17 protein-coding genes are annotated in these 16,858 nt (G+C 58.6%); 8 read left to right on the top strand and 9 right to left on the bottom strand.

The window, feature by feature from the left end:
- Positions 1 to 49: 49 nt before the first annotated feature.
- Positions 50 to 2,104, bottom strand: a complete 2,055-nt coding sequence (locus tag EI293_RS02050; RefSeq protein WP_125435245.1) for a S9 family peptidase — start codon at positions 2,102 to 2,104, stop codon at positions 50 to 52.
- A 73-nt stretch (positions 2,105 to 2,177) separates the two neighbouring features.
- On the opposite strand from EI293_RS02050, the gene EI293_RS02045 reads away from it, so the two are divergent.
- The 7 genes from EI293_RS02045 (at position 2,178) to EI293_RS02015 (ending at position 8,436) form a co-directional block, all read left to right on the top strand.
- Positions 2,178 to 3,089 carry a LysR substrate-binding domain-containing protein gene (locus tag EI293_RS02045; protein ID WP_125435237.1) on the top strand — a complete coding sequence of 304 codons (912 nt, stop codon included), beginning with the start codon at positions 2,178 to 2,180 and terminating at the stop codon, positions 3,087 to 3,089.
- A gap of 72 nt (positions 3,090 to 3,161) precedes the next feature.
- Positions 3,162 to 4,160, top strand: coding sequence for a YeiH family protein (locus EI293_RS02040; protein WP_246010506.1), 999 nt, complete (start codon positions 3,162 to 3,164; stop codon positions 4,158 to 4,160).
- 243 nt (positions 4,161 to 4,403) lie between these two features.
- Positions 4,404 to 4,649, top strand: a complete 246-nt coding sequence (locus EI293_RS02035; RefSeq protein ID WP_125435235.1) for a hypothetical protein — start codon at positions 4,404 to 4,406, stop codon at positions 4,647 to 4,649.
- 45 nt (positions 4,650 to 4,694) lie between these two features.
- The gene (locus EI293_RS02030) at positions 4,695 to 5,420 is read left to right on the top strand and encodes a hypothetical protein (protein ID WP_125435233.1); all 726 of its coding nucleotides are present in this window, start codon (positions 4,695 to 4,697) and stop codon (positions 5,418 to 5,420) included.
- Between the two features lie 36 nt (positions 5,421 to 5,456).
- Positions 5,457 to 6,620, top strand: a complete 1,164-nt coding sequence (locus EI293_RS02025; protein WP_125435231.1) for an SHOCT domain-containing protein — start codon at positions 5,457 to 5,459, stop codon at positions 6,618 to 6,620.
- Between the two features lie 91 nt (positions 6,621 to 6,711).
- Positions 6,712 to 7,758 (top strand): DUF3089 domain-containing protein, encoded by a 1,047-nt coding sequence (locus EI293_RS02020; protein WP_125435229.1) that lies wholly within the window; start codon positions 6,712 to 6,714, stop codon positions 7,756 to 7,758.
- 45 nt (positions 7,759 to 7,803) lie between these two features.
- Entirely contained in the window at positions 7,804 to 8,436 is a 633-nt protein-coding gene (locus EI293_RS02015; protein WP_125435227.1) for a DUF6624 domain-containing protein, read from the top strand.
- Positions 8,437 to 8,508: 72 nt separating this feature from the next.
- Here the strand turns inward: EI293_RS02015 and tsf are convergent, their stop codons facing one another.
- The 4 genes from tsf to rplM all read right to left on the bottom strand — a co-directional run bounded on the left by tsf (position 8,509) and on the right by rplM (position 11,169).
- On the bottom strand, positions 8,509 to 9,348 hold the full coding sequence (gene tsf, locus EI293_RS02010; protein ID WP_125435225.1) for a translation elongation factor Ts: 840 nt from the start codon (positions 9,346 to 9,348) through the stop codon (positions 8,509 to 8,511).
- 159 nt (positions 9,349 to 9,507) lie between these two features.
- Positions 9,508 to 10,275 carry a 30S ribosomal protein S2 gene (rpsB, locus tag EI293_RS02005; protein WP_044003176.1) on the bottom strand — a complete coding sequence of 256 codons (768 nt, stop codon included), beginning with the start codon at positions 10,273 to 10,275 and terminating at the stop codon, positions 9,508 to 9,510.
- Positions 10,276 to 10,295: 20 nt separating this feature from the next.
- Positions 10,296 to 10,682 (bottom strand): 30S ribosomal protein S9, encoded by a 387-nt coding sequence (gene rpsI, locus EI293_RS02000; RefSeq protein WP_044003175.1) that lies wholly within the window; start codon positions 10,680 to 10,682, stop codon positions 10,296 to 10,298.
- Between the two features lie 34 nt (positions 10,683 to 10,716).
- Positions 10,717 to 11,169 (bottom strand): 50S ribosomal protein L13, encoded by a 453-nt coding sequence (gene rplM / locus EI293_RS01995; protein ID WP_044003174.1) that lies wholly within the window; start codon positions 11,167 to 11,169, stop codon positions 10,717 to 10,719.
- Between the two features lie 169 nt (positions 11,170 to 11,338).
- Here rplM and EI293_RS01990 point away from each other — a divergent pair, with 169 nt between their 5' ends.
- Complete coding sequence (locus EI293_RS01990) at positions 11,339 to 12,808, top strand: phage portal protein (RefSeq protein WP_125435223.1); 1,470 nt, start codon at positions 11,339 to 11,341, stop codon at positions 12,806 to 12,808.
- 61 nt (positions 12,809 to 12,869) lie between these two features.
- Here the strand turns inward: EI293_RS01990 and EI293_RS01985 are convergent, their stop codons facing one another.
- From EI293_RS01985 to EI293_RS01970, 4 genes are all read right to left on the bottom strand, one after another.
- Entirely contained in the window at positions 12,870 to 13,583 is a 714-nt protein-coding gene (locus EI293_RS01985) for an RluA family pseudouridine synthase (RefSeq protein WP_170170206.1), read from the bottom strand.
- A gap of 112 nt (positions 13,584 to 13,695) precedes the next feature.
- Complete coding sequence (locus tag EI293_RS01980) at positions 13,696 to 14,775, bottom strand: sensor histidine kinase (RefSeq protein ID WP_125435220.1); 1,080 nt, start codon at positions 14,773 to 14,775, stop codon at positions 13,696 to 13,698.
- 108 nt (positions 14,776 to 14,883) lie between these two features.
- Positions 14,884 to 15,585, bottom strand: a complete 702-nt coding sequence (locus EI293_RS01975; RefSeq protein WP_246010505.1) for a response regulator transcription factor — start codon at positions 15,583 to 15,585, stop codon at positions 14,884 to 14,886.
- A gap of 328 nt (positions 15,586 to 15,913) precedes the next feature.
- Positions 15,914 to 16,744, bottom strand: a complete 831-nt coding sequence (locus EI293_RS01970; protein WP_125435218.1) for a DUF3108 domain-containing protein — start codon at positions 16,742 to 16,744, stop codon at positions 15,914 to 15,916.
- Positions 16,745 to 16,858: the final 114 nt, after the last annotated feature.

Raw genomic sequence — 16,858 nt, 5'->3', positions numbered from 1 at the left:
AAAGCCCCGCTCAGCAACGGCCGAGCGGGGCTTCTCTAAAATCAACTGCTTATTTCGTGGCTTCGGGCTTGAGCGTGCGGCCCAGCCAGTCGAAGAACACCCGGTTCCAGAGCACCGAGTTCTGGGGCTTGCCGATCCAGTGGCCTTCGTTAGGGAAGTATAGGAAGCGGCTCGGAATGCCTTGTAGCTGCGCCGTGCCGAAGGCCTCCATGCCCTGGCCCTCGGGCACCCGAAAATCCTTGCCGCCGTGAATCACCAGCAGGGGCGTATCCCAGTTTTTGGCGAACTGCTGGGGGTTGAAATCGGTGTAGCTCTTGTGCAGCGGCGTTTCCCAGGGCGCGGCCCCGATGTCGTGCTTGGCGAAGAACATTTCCTCGGTGCTGGGGTACCAGCTGGTGAGGTTGTAGAGGCCGCAGTGGGCAATAAACGTCTTGAAGCGGCCCTCGTGCTTGCCGGCCAGCAGGTACACCGAGTAGCCTCCATAGGAAGCGCCCACGCAGCCCAGCCGGGCCTTGTTCACGTAGGGCTCGGCACTCACGGCATCAATGGCCGAGAGGTAATCCTGGATGGGTTGGCCGCCCCAGTCGCCCGAGATGCTGTTGTTCCACTCGGTGCCGAAGCCGGGCAGGCCGCGGCGGTTGGGCGCTACCACAATGTAGCCTTGGGCCGCCAGCAGCTGGAAGTTCCAGCGGTAGGAGAAGCTCTGCGTAATGGGGCTCTGCGGGCCGCCCTGGCAGTAGAGCAGCGCCGGGTACTTCTTGGCGGGGTCGAAATCAGGCGGGTAGATGACGTACACCTGCATCTGCTTGCCGTCGGTGGTGCGTACCATGCGGGCTTCGGTTTTGCCGGTTTTCACGCCGGCCAGCTCCTGCGCGTTGATGGTGGTGAGGGCGGTTTCGCGGCCGGTTTTCAGGTCCACGCGCACCAGGTCGGCGGGGCTGGCCTGGGTGGTTTTGCTGACGATGGCCACGCCGGGGCCGGCCAGCTCGAAGCTGTTGTAGTTGAACGCGCCCTTGCTGAGTTGCTGCACCTTGCCGCCCTTGGCCGGTACGCTGAACAGCTGCTCGGTGCCTTCCAGCGGGCTCACGAAGTACAGCGTCTTGCTATCGGGGCTCCAACGCAGGTTGGCGGCGCTCTGCTCCGAGCCTTTGGTCACGTCCTCGCGCTTTTTGGTCTTGAAATCGTACACCACGATGCCGTTGCGGTCCGACTCAAAGCCGGGCGTGGCCATGCTCAGCCAGGCCACCTTCGAACCGTCGGGCGAAAACACCGGCTCGGTGTCGTAGCCACCCAGGCCTTCGCTCAGGTTCTGGGTCTGGGCGGTGCGCACGTCGTAGAGGTAGATGTCGGAGTTGGTGCTTTCGGCCTCGGCCTTGCCCGTGAGCTTGCGCGAGGTGTAAGCCAGCCGGTAGCCGTCGGGCGCGAAGTTGAGCTGCTCGGAGCCGCCCAGCGGCTGCAGCGGCGCGTCGAACTTCTCCCCGACCATCACGTCCTTGCCATAGCCGGTAGGCTTGCCATCGGCCCCCACGGGCTGGAAGAATACGTGCGAGGCTTTGTAGTCGTCCCACACGTTCCAGTGGCGGTAGTTCAGGTCGTCGATAATTTTGGCATCGGCCTTGGGTAGGTCGGGGTACCAGTCCTGCACCGATTTGCCGGTTTTCACGTCCTGGGTATACAGCACGAAGTTGGCTTTGGGGGCCAGCTTCAGGTTGCTCAGGCCTTCGTCGGGGAACTGGCTCAGCAGCTGCCTACCCGAGCCGTCGGGGCTTATCACGTAGAGCTGGTCGGCGCCGCTTTCCCCGCTCAGGAAGGTCAGCTTGCCATCGGGCCGCCAGTTCAGGGTGTTTTCCGATACGGCAGGCGTGTTGGTGAGCTGCCGGGCAGCACCGCCGGCCACGGGCACCAGCCAGATGTCGGACTGGCCTTTATTATCGGCCAGGTTGTAGCGCGTGACGGTGTAGGCCACGGTTTTCTTGTCCGGCGATACCTGCATTTCGCCCAGGCGGCCCAGTTTCCAGAGCAGCTCGGGGGTGTAGACGCTGCTGGTTTGGGCAGCGGCGGCCAGCGGCAGCAGCGCCAGCGCGGTGAGAAGGTTACGTTTCATAGGCTAAATTTAGGCGGTGTTGCAGAAAGCGCGGCACTATTCTCCTGGCTTCTCCTTTCCCGCCGGCCTGCTTATGCCCGATTTTCGTTTGCGCGTGTTCCAGTCGGTGGCCCGGCACCTGAGCTTCACCAAGGCGGCCCAGGAACTATTCATCACCCAGCCGGCCATTACCAAGCACATCCGGGAGCTGGAGCGCACCTACGGGCAGCGGCTGTTCGAGCGCCGCGGCAACCGCGTCAGCCTCACCGAAGCCGGGGGGCTGCTGCTCACCCACGCCGACGAAGTGGAGCAGCTGCATCAGAACCTTACCGAAAAGCTGCACGATTTACACGGCGAAGCTGCCGGCCGTCTGCGCCTGGGGGCCAGCACCACGCTCAGCCAGTACGTGCTGCCGGCGTTGCTGCCTGGGTTCCAGCAGCGGTACCCGCAGGTACAGCTCACCCTGCTCAACGGCAACTCCGAGCAGATTGCCGAGGCTATTCTGGCCGGGCAGCTGGATCTGGGCTTCGTGGAAGGCCGCGCCAAGAGCCGGGATTTGCACTACGAGCCTTTGCTGGATGATGAGCTGGTGGCCGTGCGCCGCGCCACGGCGGCCGGGCCGCCCGTGCAGCCGCTGGTTCTGGCCGAGGCTCTTGCCCACCCGCTGGTGCTGCGGGAGCGGGGTTCGGGTACGCTGGAAGTGCTGGAATTCGCGTTGCGGGAGCGGGGCATCAAGCTGGCCAGCCTGCAGGTCGTGTTCTATTTCGACAACACCGAAGCCATCAAAACCTACCTGGAAGCCGCGCCCGAGGCGCTGGGTTTCGTATCGGGGCGGGCCCTCACGCGGGAGCTGGCGGCGGGCCTGCTGGAGGAAGTGCCCATCGAAGGCCTGCAACTGCGGCGGCAGTTTGAAGGCTTGTGGGTACAGGGTCAGCCCCTGACCCGACCCGCCGAGCGGTTTCTGCGGTATGTGCAGGGTATTATAACTTCAGGTAATAGCGTATAACTATTCGGGATTATTGAGCGGGGAGCAGCGGCCGTACTTTTGCGCCGAAGCACCCACTTCCGATTCCCCTCCGTGAAAGCCACCCTCCCGCATCCCACCCCCACCGCCTCCCTCGGGCAAAGCCACCTCCCCACCGACGGCTCCCAGCGCCGCCTGCTTTTGTCCCGGCTGGGCTTCGGGCTGGTGCTGGTATTTTGTCTTACCCCCTGGGCCTCGCCGCCGGTAGCACTGGCATTGGGGTTAGGGCTGGCCCAAACCCTTGGCAACCCATTTCCGGCTTTCACCAAAAAGTACACGGCCAAACTGCTGCAATACTCCGTCATCGGGCTGGGCTTCGGCATGAATGCCCACTCGGCGGTGCAGGCCGGGCGGCAGGGCATTCTGTTCACTATCTGCTCCATTGTCGGTACGCTGGTGCTGGGCTACGCGGCTGGCCGCTGGCTGAAGCTGGGCCGCCACGTAACGCACCTCATTTCCTGCGGCACCGCGATTTGCGGGGGCTCGGCCATTGCGGCCGTGGGCCCGGTGCTGCGCGCCAAAGACGAAGAAATGTCGGTGGCACTGGCCACGGTGTTCGTGCTCAATGCCATTGCCCTGTTTGCGTTTCCGGCCATCGGGCACTCGCTCAACCTTAGCCAGCAGCAGTTCGGCCTTTGGTGCGCTATTGCCATCCACGATACGTCCTCGGTGGTAGGAGCCGCCGCCGCTTACGGCAAAGAGGCCCTGGAGGTAGCTACCACCATCAAGCTGGCCCGCGCCCTCTGGATTATTCCGGTGGCCCTGGGTACGGCCATGGTGTTCAAGCAGCAGGGTGTGAAAGTGAAGCTGCCCTGGTTTATTCTGGGCTTCGTCGGGGCTATGTTGCTCAATACTTACGTGCCCGCCACGCACGCAGTAGGGCCCTGGCTGGTGCAGGCCGCCCGGATGGGCCTCACGGTGACGCTGTTTTTTATCGGGGCCGGCTTGTCCTTGCAAGCTATTCGTTCGGTGGGACCGAAGCCGTTTGCGCTGGGCGTGTTGCTGTGGGTGGTGATTTCCTCGGCCTCCCTCTACGTTATCCTGCACACCTGAGAAGAGAAAGTCAGAGGGAGAAAGTCAACGCCCGGCTGTCATCCTGAGTGCAGCGAAGGACCTTTTACAGTAGAACGACGCCCGTACAACGGCTCGTGCTGACGTGATAAGGTTCTTCGCTGCACTCAGGATGACAGCCGGGCGTTGACTTCTGACTTTATCCCTGTGAGTTATCTGGCCTGCCGGTTGGGGTTGCTACGGCCTGCGTATCTTCGCCCCGTTAAACTGCCTCCGTCCTTTGTTATGCGTCAGCTCGCCATTATTCCGCATGCGGAAGCCAAAATCACCCTGTTCAGCTGGAACGGCAAGTACCTGATCAAGCTGGAAAAAGGCCCTTTCGAGCAAACGTATAAAGTAAGCGAGCTGGACCTGACCAGCGAAGCCGACGTACACCTGCTGCTCGACGACGAGTTTGTGCAGGCGGCCGTGCAGCGGTTCAAAGGCATGCAGCAGGATTTGCAGGCCGCTTTCGACCGGCACGGCATTTGAAGCGCGGCTATTAGTCGTATTTCTCTTTTCTTTCTCCCCCAATCTATGTTCCGACTTTCTGCCTTTCTATTTCTGCTGGCGGCTTTTGTGGCTCCGCTGGCCGCCAGTGCCCAGCTGTATGATGCACGCACCAGCACCGTGAACTTTGATAAGCGCGAGCGGGAAGCCTTCAAGGTGCAGATTGACGGCACCGCCCAGTGGACGCGCGACTTCTGGCAGAGCTGGCTCAAGGATACCTACAACATCAAGCTGAAGGGCGACGGAGTGTTTGGCGTGGGCAAAAAGGACATCTTGGCGGCCAAGCAGGTGCCCATGTCCAGCGTCACGGGCAAGCTCATCGACCTGTACTCCACCGTCACGGCGCCTTCCGATTCGGTGGCGGAGCTGTCGGTGTGGGCCGCCACCGGCCCCGAGTCGTTCCTCTCGGCCACGGGTACTCCCTCGGAGTTTAGTGCCCTGCGTAACATCGTGCAGAGCTTTGCCGCTGCCGCCCGCCTGAAAGCTTACCGGGAGCAGATTGCCGACGCCGAGAAGCAGCTGAACGCCGCCGAAAAGGAGAAGGAGAAGCTGGAGAAGGAGCGGGTGAGTCTGGCCAGTAATACCACCAACAACCTCGAGAAAATCGAGCAGCTCAAAAAGCAGAACATCGATAACAAGCTCAAATCGGCTGAGGATTCGGTGAAGCTCATTGACAACGCCCGCCTGATGGAAGTGCGTAAGCAGCAGCTGGAGCGTCGCCGCGCCCGCCTCACCAACCTCGACCGGAAATAACTGCTTTGGCGCCCTTGCGCCCGCCTCTCCCAACTCATGGAAAAAGACCCTTCTCCCCTCGATACCCTGCGCCAGCTTAAGGAATGGCTGGATGCGGGCACCATCACCCAGCAGGAATTTGATATGCTGAAGCAGAAGCTGGTTTTCAATGCTGCGCCCGGCGCGTCACCCGCGCCGCCCACCGATTTGCCGGTTTCCTTGGCCCCGCCCATCGGCGCGCTGCCACTCGATTACCCGGTTGCCTCAGAGCCTACCACAACCATTGCGCCCATTGAGGACCCGTTGCTGCCGCCCGTGACCACCGAGCCGGTTGGGGGCCCGCGCACGGCCGTGCCGCCCACGCCGCCCGTAGCCACGCCCGGCTTCTCGCATCCGCTGGAAGCCGGCCGGCCCGGAGCCTCGCCCAGCCAGGACGATGCTTTTGTAACGCCGGCCGTCCCTGATTCGGCGGAGTACGTGGAGGAAACCGCCTACGCGGCCCCGGCTAAAAGCCCGCTCAGTACCATCCTCATCATTGGCGGCATTATACTGTTGCTGAGTCTGGTGGCCTACCTGATGCTGGGCAACCGCGACTCCGAGCGCCTGTCCAGCACTAACCTCACCGCCGCCGATTCCCTGGCCACGCGTCCTGAAGAAGGCCCGCAGTCGGAGCAGATTGACCTGCCGCCCGCCGCCGCCCCCGAAACCATCCGCGTTGCTCCAGTTATACCCGTTACGCCTGCCCCCGCCCCCGATTCCGTAGCTGCACCCGTAACGGCTCCGGCCGAGGATGCGCCGGCCGCGCCGGCAGTAGCTGATGAAAGTGCTGCCCAGGCCCGAATTGAAGGGGTTTTGCAGAACTATTATTCCGATCTGCAGGCCGCCCCTTTTTCGGCCTCGGCGTATTTTGCTCCCAAAGTAGAGCGGTTCTATTTGCAGCAGAATACCACGCCGGCCGCTATTACCGCCGAGCTGGATAGGTCGCATTTTCCTGAATTTCTGGAGGCGCAGAGTACTATCGAGCCTGGCACGCTGAAGGTGAGCCCGCCCGTGGCCGATGGCTCCCGGGTAGTCACCTTCGTGGAGAAAAGCAGCGCGTTGCGGCAGTCATTGCAGAAGCACCAGCAGACCGCCGCCCAGGTGCGGGTACGCTTCGATAAGAACTTTAAAATCGTGTATCTGCGCCAGGAAAAACTACTTGAAAACAACTTCACTGACTAACTAGCCAGCTTTTTAGTGGCCTCAACGCACGCTGCCTGCAACCGGCAGTGTGCGTTGGCGTTTTTATAGCCCGCCGATTCTTGTTTTTCTGATGTCCCGCCGTTTCTTCTATCTGCTTATCCTGGGAGTTTTGCCGCTGAGTGCCTGCCTGAAAGTGCTCAAGCCAGCGCAGGACTTTGCTGTTACCCCGGTTCCCGAGGCGCCCGACTACCGTATGGAGGACAACTGGGCCGCTCTGCCTGACCGGCGCGACTCGGCCGATGTGGTGCCGCGCAATACGCTGCTGCGTGACAACCAGCGCAACGCCCCGGCCGATGTCTTCTTTATTCATCCTACCACCTATTATTGGCGCAAGCAGTGGAATGCCAGCCTGGCCAACGAGCGGCTTAACCGTTTCACCGATGAAAGTGTCATCCGGGGGCAGGCTTCGGCTTTCAACAATACGGCCCGGGTATATGCGCCGCGCTACCGACAGGCTACGTTATTTTCCTTCTTTGATGAGAAGGATGCCAGTGGCAAGGCGGCCCTGGATCTGGCCTACATGGACGTAAAAGCCGCTTTTCAGTACTACCTCGACAACTTCAACCACGGCCGCCCCATCATCATTGCCAGCCACAGCCAAGGCACCGTGCACGCCACCCAGCTGTTACAGGATTTCTTTGATACTAGTCCTGCGCTACGCCGACAGCTGGTAGCGGCCTACCTCATCGGCTTCAACGTAAAGGCCGACGACTTTCAGCACCTTCGTCCCTGCGAAGACTCCACCCAGACCGGGTGTTACGTTGCCTGGAACACGGTGGCCTGGGGCACTGCATCCAAACCCTTTGAAAAAGCGGTAGCCGTCAATCCGCTTACCTGGACGCGCGACACCATCACGGCTCCGGCCCGCCTCAACCTAGGCGGCGTCCCACACGAGTTCAACCGGCTGGACAAGCGCGTGGTAGATGCCAAAGTGGCTAACGGCCTCGTGTGGGTGCATCCGCCCCAACCCAAAGGCTACCCCCGCTTCCTGCTGCCCGGCCACCCGGAACTGCGCAACTCCTTCCACATTGCCGATTACGCCTTGTTCTACGGCAACATCCGCCAGAATGCCGCCGCCCGCGTGCGTGCCTACCGCATGCTGCTGAACGGGCAGTAAACGAATACTTTAGAGCTACATTCAGGTCGTACATCTTCTTCAACTATGAAATCAACGCTCATATTTCTGTTGGCAATGAGTTTTGCCGGGCAGGCATCGGCACAAAGCGGCCCTGTGCTATACCCCAAACTCAGCAAAATGCTGGATAGTCTGGCGTATGTAGACCAGTGGCCTATGCAGCAGATGTTCAAGCAACTGCCCGATAGTGCCGGGCGCAATCTGGAGGATGTAGAGAAAGAAAATTATGCTCGTCACCAGCCTGTGCTGGAAAAAATTGTGCGGCAGGTTGGCTACCCCGGCTTTCGTCAGGTAGGTGCAAAAAGCTCCGGCAACTTCTGGCTACTGGTGCAGCATGCCGATGCGCATCCCGACTTCCAGCGCCAGATACTCAAGCTAATGCTGCCTGAGGTAAAACGTAAAAATGCCAGCCCCGTCAATTACGCTTACCTTACCGACCGTGTAGCCATCAACGCAGGTCAACCTGAAGAATATGGTACTCAGGTAACGTATGAAGGGGCAGGCACACCAGCCGTTAAAGCGGTATCCAGGTCCCTGCGCGACCCCGCGCACGTTAACCAACGCCGCGCCGCCATCGGCATGGAGCCGTTGGAAAACTACCTGGATATGATGACGAAAATGCATATTGAAATGAATAAGCCGAAGCCGGTAGTGCAATAGTATTACCACACAAAAAAGCCCCGCCGGCAGCTGCCAGCGGGGCTTTTTTACGTCTGAAACTTCCAGGGAAGCTTAGCCTACGATGGCTACGCGCTTGAAGTCGGAGATGGTCAGACCTTTCTGCGTCTTGTCGAGCAGTTGGGCGATGGTCACCGAGTTGTCCTTCACGAACTCCTGGTTGAGCAGGGTATTCTCTTTGTAGAACTTGTTCAGCTTGCCTTGGGCAATTTTCTCCAGCATCGCCTCGGGCTTGCCTTCGGAACGAGCCTGCTCTTTGCCGATTTCGATTTCGCGCTCCACGGTAGCCGAGTCAACGCCGTCTTTGTCGAGGGCAACGGGCTTCATGGCTACGATTTGCATGGCTACGTCGCGGCCAACGGTTGTTACGTCGGCACCGCCTACGTTCTTCATGGCCACGAGTACACCCTTCTTGTTGTCGGAGTGAATGTAGGAAGCTACCTTCTCAGCCGTGATGTTCTCGTAGGCCGTTACGACCAGCTTCTCGCCGATTTTGCCCATCAGGTCGGTGATGTGCTCTTGCAGGGAGCGGCCGTCTTCCTGCGAAGCAGCCAGCAGATCTTCCTTGGTAGCGGCGTTGCTTTTTACAGCCGTGTCCAGCACGCGCTGGGCCAGATCCTTGAAATCGGGAACCTTGGAAACAGGCTCGGTTTCGCAGGCCAGCGACACCAGCTTGCCGTTGGTGCCATCCTCGCTGACGGCGGCCAGTACCACGCCTTCCGACGTTTCGTTGTCCGAACGCTTGTCGGCAATTTTCTGACCCTGCTTGCGGAGCAGGTCACGGGCTGCTTCGAAGTCGCCATCGGCTTCCACCAGGGCTTTCTTGCAATCCATCATGCCCGCACCCGTCATGGTGCGCAGTTTGTTTACGTCTGCGGCGGTAATTGCTGCCATTTCTTTGGGAGTTAGTAGCGAAAAGCTAGTAGTTAGAATGAAATGAGAGGAGGGAAGCAGTACAGAAAGAAGCTAGGAGCTAAAAGTCAGAACTGAATGGGCGAGTGGCCGACATCACAGATTCTAACTCCTAGCTCCTAGCTTCCAGCTGCTTCAAGACTATTCGTCAGCGTTCTGCTTCTCCTGAATGCCTTCTTCTTCGGCTTGCTTCTTGTCGGCGTCTTCTTTGTCGACTTTGCGCTCCGACAGACCATCTTCCATGGCCTTACCAATCACGCTCACGATGAGCTGGATCGACTTGGACGCATCGTCGTTGGCGGGAATCGGGAATTGTACCAGCTCGGGGTTCGAGTTGGTGTCGCACATGGCGAATACCGGAATACCCAGCTTTTGGGCTTCTTTCACGGCAATGTGCTCACGCTTCACGTCGATTACGAACAGGGCAGCGGGCAGGCGGCTCAGGTCGGCAATGCCGCCCAGTACGCGCTCCAGCTTCTCCCGCTCGCGCGACATCATCAGTTTCTCGCGCTTGGCGAGGGCGGCGTAAGCCGTGTTTTCCTTCACCATCTTGTCGATGGTGCTCATTTTCTTCAGCGACTTGCGTACGGTAGCGAAGTTGGTGAGCATGCCACCCAACCAGCGGTCCGTTACGAAAGGCATTTTCAGGCGCTTGGCTTCTTCCGTTACGATTTCCTGCGCTTGCTTCTTGGTAGCCACGAACAGCACCTTGCGGCCGCTCTTGGCGATGTTGCGGATAGCCGCAGCAGCGTGGTCGAGCGAAACGAGGGTTTTGTTCAGGTCAATGATATGGATGCCGTTCTTCTCCATGAAGATGTACGGCGCCATTTTAGGATCCCACTTGCGCGTGAGGTGACCAAAGTGGGCACCGGCATCAAGCAGTTCTTTATACGTGGTGGTCTGAGCCATGATAGAGTTCCTCTGGAAGATTAGCGTTTCGAGAACTGGAACGAACGACGAGCTTTGCGCTTACCGAATTTCTTACGTTCCACCATGCGCGGGTCACGGGTCAGGAAGCCTTCTTTCTTCAGGGCGGGACGAACTTCTTCGTTGTCGCCGACGAGGGCTTTCGAGATGGCCAGACGGATGGCCTCAGCCTGAGCCGAGATGCCACCACCGCGCACGTTTACCTTAATGTCGTACTGGCCGACTTGCTCGACCGTCGCCAAAGGCTGGTTCACGATGTTTTCCAGGAGCTCATTGCTGAAGTAAGCCTTGATGTCCCGGCCGTTGATAGTGATATTCCCTTGCCCGGCCTGCATATAGATGCGGGCCACCGAGGTTTTTCTTCTACCAGAGGTATTGGAGATTTCCATTAAGTGAAGAAGTTAAAGAGAGGCCGAATTCGGCTTAGAGATTCGTGAAAGAAACAGCCTTGGGCTGCTGAGCTTCGTGCGGGTGTGCAACGCCGGCATACACATACAGGTTGCGGAACTGCTCCGCGCCCAGCTTGTTGCCTTGCAGCATGCCCCGTACGGCGTGCTCAATCACGCGCGTCGAGTCCTTGGCTTTCTTGTCGCGCAGGTTAATGCGCTTCTGTCCGCCGGGGTAGCCCGAGTGGGTGATGTAGATTTTGTCGGTCATCTTTTTGCCAGTCACGCGGAGGTTGTCGGCGTTGATGACGATGACGTTGTCGCCACAATCCGAGTTGGGCGTAAAGGAGGGCTTGTGCTTGCCACGCAACATGTTGGCAATTTGGCTGGCCAGACGACCCAGGGTAGCGTCGGCGGCGTCAACCACAACCCAGCCCTTGTTGGCGTTGGCTTTGTTGACGGATACCGTCTTGAAGCTCAGATGATCCATTGGGGAGGAGGATAAGCGTTTGAAAATGAAGAAGAAGCCGAACACAGTTCGGGGAAAACGGACACAAAGTTACCGTCTTTCCGCCAAAAAGCAAGCCGGGGGCTAATTATTGTGTGTTAAAGGGTTGCGTACAGGTACTGCGGGCTCATGTCGTATTTTCGCCGCCGATATGCTGCCTTCCTTATCTAATCTTCCGGCCTCAGCGCCACTATCAGCCGACCGGCGTGCATACGGTTTGCTGGCAGTCTTACTGGTTGTTTCAATCAGCATGGTATTCGTCACACAGAATACCTATGATTCCAGTGACAGTATTATGCACTATCTGTTTGCGCACTATGCCTTCCAGCATCCGATCAACTTTCTGGAGTCTTGGTCCAAGCCGCTGGTAGTTCAACTGATGGCCGGGCCGGCGCAGTTGGGCTTGCGGGGGGTAATGGTGCTACAATGCCTGATGGTAGCTTGCGCGGCCGGACTGGCATACGATGCCGCCCGCCAGTTGCGGATGCCTTGGCCCTGGCTGGCTATTGTTTCCTGTTACGCTTCGGCCGACTATTTCCGCATTCAGTTCTCCGGCCTGACCGAGCCTACCTTTAGTGTGGTGCTGATGGCCGCCGTAGCACTGGCGTTGCGGGGGCGGGTGGCGTGGGGTGCGGCCGTTTTGTCGTTTCTGCCCTTTGCCCGTTCCGAAGGATTCTTGCTGATTGTGGTGTATGGTTTTTATCTGTTGGTTATGCGCCAGTGGCGGATACTACCGTGGCTGGGTTTGGGGTTCCTGATATATGGAGTAGCCGGTTTGTTTGTCTATCAGGATTTCTTGTGGGTATTCACCCGCAATGCGTATCCGGTGCATAATACTAGCTATGCTTTTGCAACGGGTCATGTAAGGCACTTTATTCTGGGGGTAGCCGACACCATCGGCTGGGTACAGTACGGCCTGTTTTGGCTTGGGGGAGCCGGCATGATTTGGACGTGGTTACAACCCAGTGTGAGGCTCCGCAAATCACTTTTCACTACCGAATTACTGCTGGTATACGGCTGCATTAGTGTGTTTCTGGTAGCTCACACCGTATTCTGGATGTTGGGTATTTTCGGCTCGTTGGGGCTGATACGGGTGATTTGTAGCATAGTACCCCTGTTGAGCTTGGTTGTATTGCGGGGCGTGTGGCTTGTAAGTATGGCAGGGCGTACTTCCGGCACCCAAACGATAATTCGGGTGGTGCTGATGGTAGCCGTCATCGGGTTCCTATTCTCAGGTTCGCGTATTGCCTTCCGATGGCAGCGGGATTTCGGGCGGGCCTCCGACCAAGTACTATTAGACTCTGCTGGCCGTTGGGCTGCCCGTAAGTATAATAGTGCTCAAATAGTATACTGGCATCCGTATGTAGCTATGGCCACGCAGCTGGATCCGTTTGGTCCGCGCCACCGGCCAGCCTCTGTGCTGCAGGATACAGAATGGCCATTGCCTGCAGGCAGCCTGGTGTTCTGGGATGAATGGTACGCCGTTGTCGAGGGAGGTACGCCATTCGAAAAGCTGCATGCTGACGCATCTCTGCGGTTACGGTGGCTAGGAGTTATGGCCCGTAACCGCCAAAAAAATAACAATGACTCTGTGCGGGTTGCCGTATTTGAAAAAATGTAGGCCACAATAACAAGGGCGGCGCTACATAGCGTCGCCCTTGTTATTGTGTTATCTAAATAGATTACTGGTACTGCTGCAAATTCTCCACCAGCACCCGGAAATCCTTGGGGTAGGGGGCTTCAATGGTTACCGACTCGCCATCCATTTTGGCGAAGGTCAGCTGGCGGGCGTGCAAAGCAAACCGCTTGATGAAGGGCTGTTCTTCCTCGCCCTGCTTCACATTGAACTTCTTCTTGAGCGAGGACAGAAAGAAGTCGTCGCCGCCGTACATACCGTCGCCCACGATGGGGGCCTGCAGGTAGGCCAGGTGCAAGCGGATCTGGTGCATGCGGCCGGTAATGGGCTGGCACTCCAATAGGGTATGGCGGGTATAGGCCTCCAGCGTGCGTACCAGCGTTACGGCGGGTTTGCCCTTATAGGCCAGGCGGGCCTTACCCTTGGTGGTGGTTTCAATGCTGCGGTCCACGCGCAGGCCGTCGTAGTGGTGCACGCCCCACGCCACGGCGTGGTATACCTTTTTCACCTGCCGATCCTCGAACTGCATGGCCAGATGGCGGTAGGCGGCCGGGTTTTTGGCCAGGGCCAGCGCGCCGCTGGTTTCCTTATCAAGGCGGTGGCAGGCCTGGATGTCGTCGTATTTCTCGCGGGCCAAGCGCAGGATGTTGGGCGCTCCGCCAAACCGCTCATCGAGCGTGGCCAGGAACGGGGGCTTGTTGATGATGACGAAATCGTCGTCTTCAAACAGAATCAGGTCGTTGAAATTGGGCAGCTTCATATAGAACTGCAAAGGTACGGGGCTATGGTGAAGTCGAGGAGAAAAAGTGAAAAGCCAAAACTTCGGACTTACCGTTCGGGCTTTGATTTCCCCCCCCCTCCTTGACTTCGATTCAAATCGTTTCCTCGGGGGCTCGGCGGGGGCGGGGGAGCTTGAATTCCAGGGTAGTTCCCTGGCCTACCTCGCTGCGCACCCGGATGGTGGAGCGGTGCGCTTCCACGATGTGCTTGCTGATGGCGAGCCCCAGACCCGAGCCGCCCGCGTCGCGCGACTCCCGGGTACGGCTTTTGTCAATGCGGTAGAAACGCTCAAAAATGCGGTTCTGATGCTGTTTCGGGATGCCTTCGCCGTCGTCCTGCACGCTGATACGGATGCCTTTGCCGATTTCCTGCAGACTTACCCGGACGTGGCCGTTTTCACGTCCGTACTTGATGGCGTTATCAATGAGGTTGATGAGTACCTGCCGGATGCGGTTACGGTCGGCCAGTACGCGGAGCGTGCTGGCGGGAATGGTGGTAGGTGTGGTCAGTTCCAGCGTAACGCCCCGACGGGCCGCTTTCAACTCCAGCTGCTCGAAGATATCCAGCACCAGCTGGCCAAGGTCGAAGCTCTGGCGGCGCATGCGTACGACACCTTTTTCCAATTGAGAAATCGTGACGAGGTCCTGCACCAGGGCATCCAGCGCATCAAGGCTGGTGGCGGCTTTCTGGAGGAACTTCTTGCGTGTGAACTCGTCTACGTCATCATCATCCAGAATCGTATGCACGAACCCCTGAGCGGCAAAAATGGGTGTTTTCAGCTCGTGCGATACATCGGCCAGAAACTCGCGGCGCAGATCCTGCAGGCGCTTGAGTTCATCAATTTCCTGCTGCTTGCGCTGGGCCATGTCCAGAATCTCGTCGCGCATGCGCTTGAGCGGCTCGGGTCGGAACAGAAACTTGTTCGACATGCGCCGAAATTCCTTGCGCTTGATATGTTCCAGCCCCTCGTAAAGGTTGTTGATTTCCCGAAAAATGAGGGCCTCAAACATTAGGTATAGCAGCAGAAAGCAGGCTGCTACAGTAATGCCAGCCGCCAGGACACCCTGCTCAAACGGCAGGGTAGGGGCCAGCCACGCCAGCGTCGTCAGTACCGCCGCCACCAGCAACGACAGGATAATGGCAATGGTGCGGGAGGAAACAGAGAAGCGCATAAGGAAATGGTGAAGTGGTGAGCTGGTAAATGGGTGAGTTGCTGTTCTGCGGGCACCACTTGTGCGGACAGGACAGCAACTCACCCATTCACCAGCTCATCACTTCACTTAGTTGTCGGTATTGAACTTGTAGCCGACGCCCTTGATAGTCTGGATGTGGTGGTCGCCTACCTTTTCGCGCACTTTGCGGATATGCACGTCCACAGTGCGGGCCAGCACAAATACGTCGTTGCCCCAGATGTTCTGCAGCAGCTCGTCGCGGCCGAATACTTTGTGCGGCGAGGCAGCCAGGAAAGCCAGCAACTCAAACTCCTTCTTGGGTAGCGAAATTTTGCGGCCCTCCTGGTACACGGCAAAGCCGGTACGGTCAATCTTGAGGCCGTTTATTTCAATGGTTTCTGATACCTGCTGCGGGTCTTTGTCGCGGCGCACGAAGGCGGCCAGACGGCTGAGCAAAGCGCGGGGCTTGATGGGCTTGGCTATGAAGTCGTCGGCCCCAGCGTCGAAAGCGGCTACTTCCGAGAATTCCTCGGCTCGGGCCGTCAGGAAGATGATATACGTGTCCTTAAACTTCGGCTGCTCGCGCAGTTGGCGGCAGGCGGCAATGCCGTCGAGGTGGGGCATCATCACGTCGAGCAGGATGATGTCGGGGGCAAACTGGGGGGCAATTTCGAGGGCTTTGCGGCCGTCGGGGGCACTGGCTACCTCGTAGCCTTCCTTGCGTAGGTTATACTCCAGCAGCTCCACGATGTCGGGGTCGTCGTCCACTACCAGAATCTTGTAGGCGTTGGGGTTGGCGGTTGGTTGCACGGAGCGAGGAGGTTTAGGGTAAAAGAGAATGCGCGAGGACAAAAGTACCGCCGGCCGACGCGCGCGGCGTGTTACGTTTTCGTTACCCGCTGCCAGTAGCCGGAACCGGCCCTGGACAGGCTCCTTTCGGGGGGCGGGGTTCGGAATAGGCCACACAAAATCAGCTACGGCCGGGGGGGCTTTCACCGGGATCTGCACTGCCACACGGCTGGGCTGAAGAACCATGCGGCGGCGGGTGGCGAGTGTAGTCGGCATCAGACAAGGAACGGGGGTATACCGGGATGGAAAAAAGAAAAGCGGCCCCCAACGGGAGCCGCTTCACACAGAATCATTTTTGCGCCACCAGATTTAACCGGTTTCGTAGCCCTTTGTACTTGTAGAGGTCCACTTTCACGGCCCCTACAAACATTTCGGCCTGAATTAGAACCGGAACCTTGTTCCGGTCGTCGGAGAGGTACACCGACACGGCGTTTTCTCCTTTAAAAATCTTGTTGCTGGGCATCTTGGGCACCAGCCGGATGACGCGAATAGTGCCGGCCTTGGTTTCTACCACTTCGCGGCCCTTGTACACCACATCCATGTTGAATACGTCCTCGTCGAAGAACCCCTGCACCTTAATTACTTCGCCTACTTTGCGCTGGTCGTAATTCAGGGTCCGCAGGAAATAAAAGCCGCTGACGATGTCCTGCACGTTGTTGGGGATTTTGAACGTCCCCTTTTTCACGTTGTTCTTGTCGCGCTTGTGGCTTTCCACTTCCGCCACGTCCCGGAGGTGGTCGAACTCCACGGTTTCGTGCTTGCGGTAGTTATTCTCCTCAATATTGCGGAAAAACCGCTGCGGCAGAATGCTAGTGGTATCGATGTAAGAGCGCCAGGTATCTCGGATGCGCAGGAAAAAATCGAAGGAGCCGGTGGTGCGGCCCGTCACGGTGGCCTTGTAGCAGGGCCGCTCGTTTACCCGATGCACGGCGTCATCGACCTCAATAGTGGCCTCCGCCGCGTTAATGAGGCCGTAATGCACCTTGTATTGCAGGGTTTCGCCCCGCTCGAAGCTATGGTTGGTAACGGTGCGGGTGGCCTCGGAGGCCGGGCCAAACGCCGTGAGTGCGGCAGCCAGCGGCAGGGTCAGCGCAGAAAACAGAAGCCAGCGGCGGTTCATGGACAAGCGGCGAAATAGAGTGTAGCCGGGACCTTCTCAAATGCGGTGCCAGCAAAGATACTCGGATTCTGACAGGGCCAAAAAGCAGCGTTTAAATGAGCCGGTATCCACCCC

The sequence above is a fragment of the Hymenobacter perfusus genome, assembly GCF_003944765.1.
Taxonomy (GTDB): Bacteria; Bacteroidota; Bacteroidia; order Cytophagales; family Hymenobacteraceae; genus Hymenobacter; species Hymenobacter perfusus.
This window is presented reverse-complemented; position numbering and strand designations above follow the sequence as displayed.

What these genes read in the sequence shown, in the direction of transcription:
- EI293_RS02050 (WP_125435245.1), bottom strand. Translation starts at nt 2,104, where the DNA reads ATGAAACGTAACCTTCTCACCGCGCTGGCGCTGCTGCCGCTGGCCGCC.
- EI293_RS02045 (WP_125435237.1), top strand. Translation starts at nt 2,178, where the DNA reads ATGCCCGATTTTCGTTTGCGCGTGTTCCAGTCGGTGGCCCGGCACCTG.
- EI293_RS02035 (WP_125435235.1), top strand. Translation starts at nt 4,404, where the DNA reads ATGCGTCAGCTCGCCATTATTCCGCATGCGGAAGCCAAAATCACCCTG.
- EI293_RS02030 (WP_125435233.1), top strand. Translation starts at nt 4,695, where the DNA reads ATGTTCCGACTTTCTGCCTTTCTATTTCTGCTGGCGGCTTTTGTGGCT.
- EI293_RS02025 (WP_125435231.1), top strand. Translation starts at nt 5,457, where the DNA reads ATGGAAAAAGACCCTTCTCCCCTCGATACCCTGCGCCAGCTTAAGGAA.
- EI293_RS02020 (WP_125435229.1), top strand. Translation starts at nt 6,712, where the DNA reads ATGTCCCGCCGTTTCTTCTATCTGCTTATCCTGGGAGTTTTGCCGCTG.
- EI293_RS02015 (WP_125435227.1), top strand. Translation starts at nt 7,804, where the DNA reads ATGAAATCAACGCTCATATTTCTGTTGGCAATGAGTTTTGCCGGGCAG.
- tsf (WP_125435225.1), bottom strand. Translation starts at nt 9,348, where the DNA reads ATGGCAGCAATTACCGCCGCAGACGTAAACAAACTGCGCACCATGACG.
- rpsB (WP_044003176.1), bottom strand. Translation starts at nt 10,275, where the DNA reads ATGGCTCAGACCACCACGTATAAAGAACTGCTTGATGCCGGTGCCCAC.
- rpsI (WP_044003175.1), bottom strand. Translation starts at nt 10,682, where the DNA reads ATGGAAATCTCCAATACCTCTGGTAGAAGAAAAACCTCGGTGGCCCGC.
- rplM (WP_044003174.1), bottom strand. Translation starts at nt 11,169, where the DNA reads ATGGATCATCTGAGCTTCAAGACGGTATCCGTCAACAAAGCCAACGCC.
- EI293_RS01990 (WP_125435223.1), top strand. Translation starts at nt 11,339, where the DNA reads ATGCTGCCTTCCTTATCTAATCTTCCGGCCTCAGCGCCACTATCAGCC.
- EI293_RS01985 (WP_170170206.1), bottom strand. Translation starts at nt 13,583, where the DNA reads ATGAAGCTGCCCAATTTCAACGACCTGATTCTGTTTGAAGACGACGAT.
- EI293_RS01980 (WP_125435220.1), bottom strand. Translation starts at nt 14,775, where the DNA reads ATGCGCTTCTCTGTTTCCTCCCGCACCATTGCCATTATCCTGTCGTTG.
- EI293_RS01970 (WP_125435218.1), bottom strand. Translation starts at nt 16,744, where the DNA reads ATGAACCGCCGCTGGCTTCTGTTTTCTGCGCTGACCCTGCCGCTGGCT.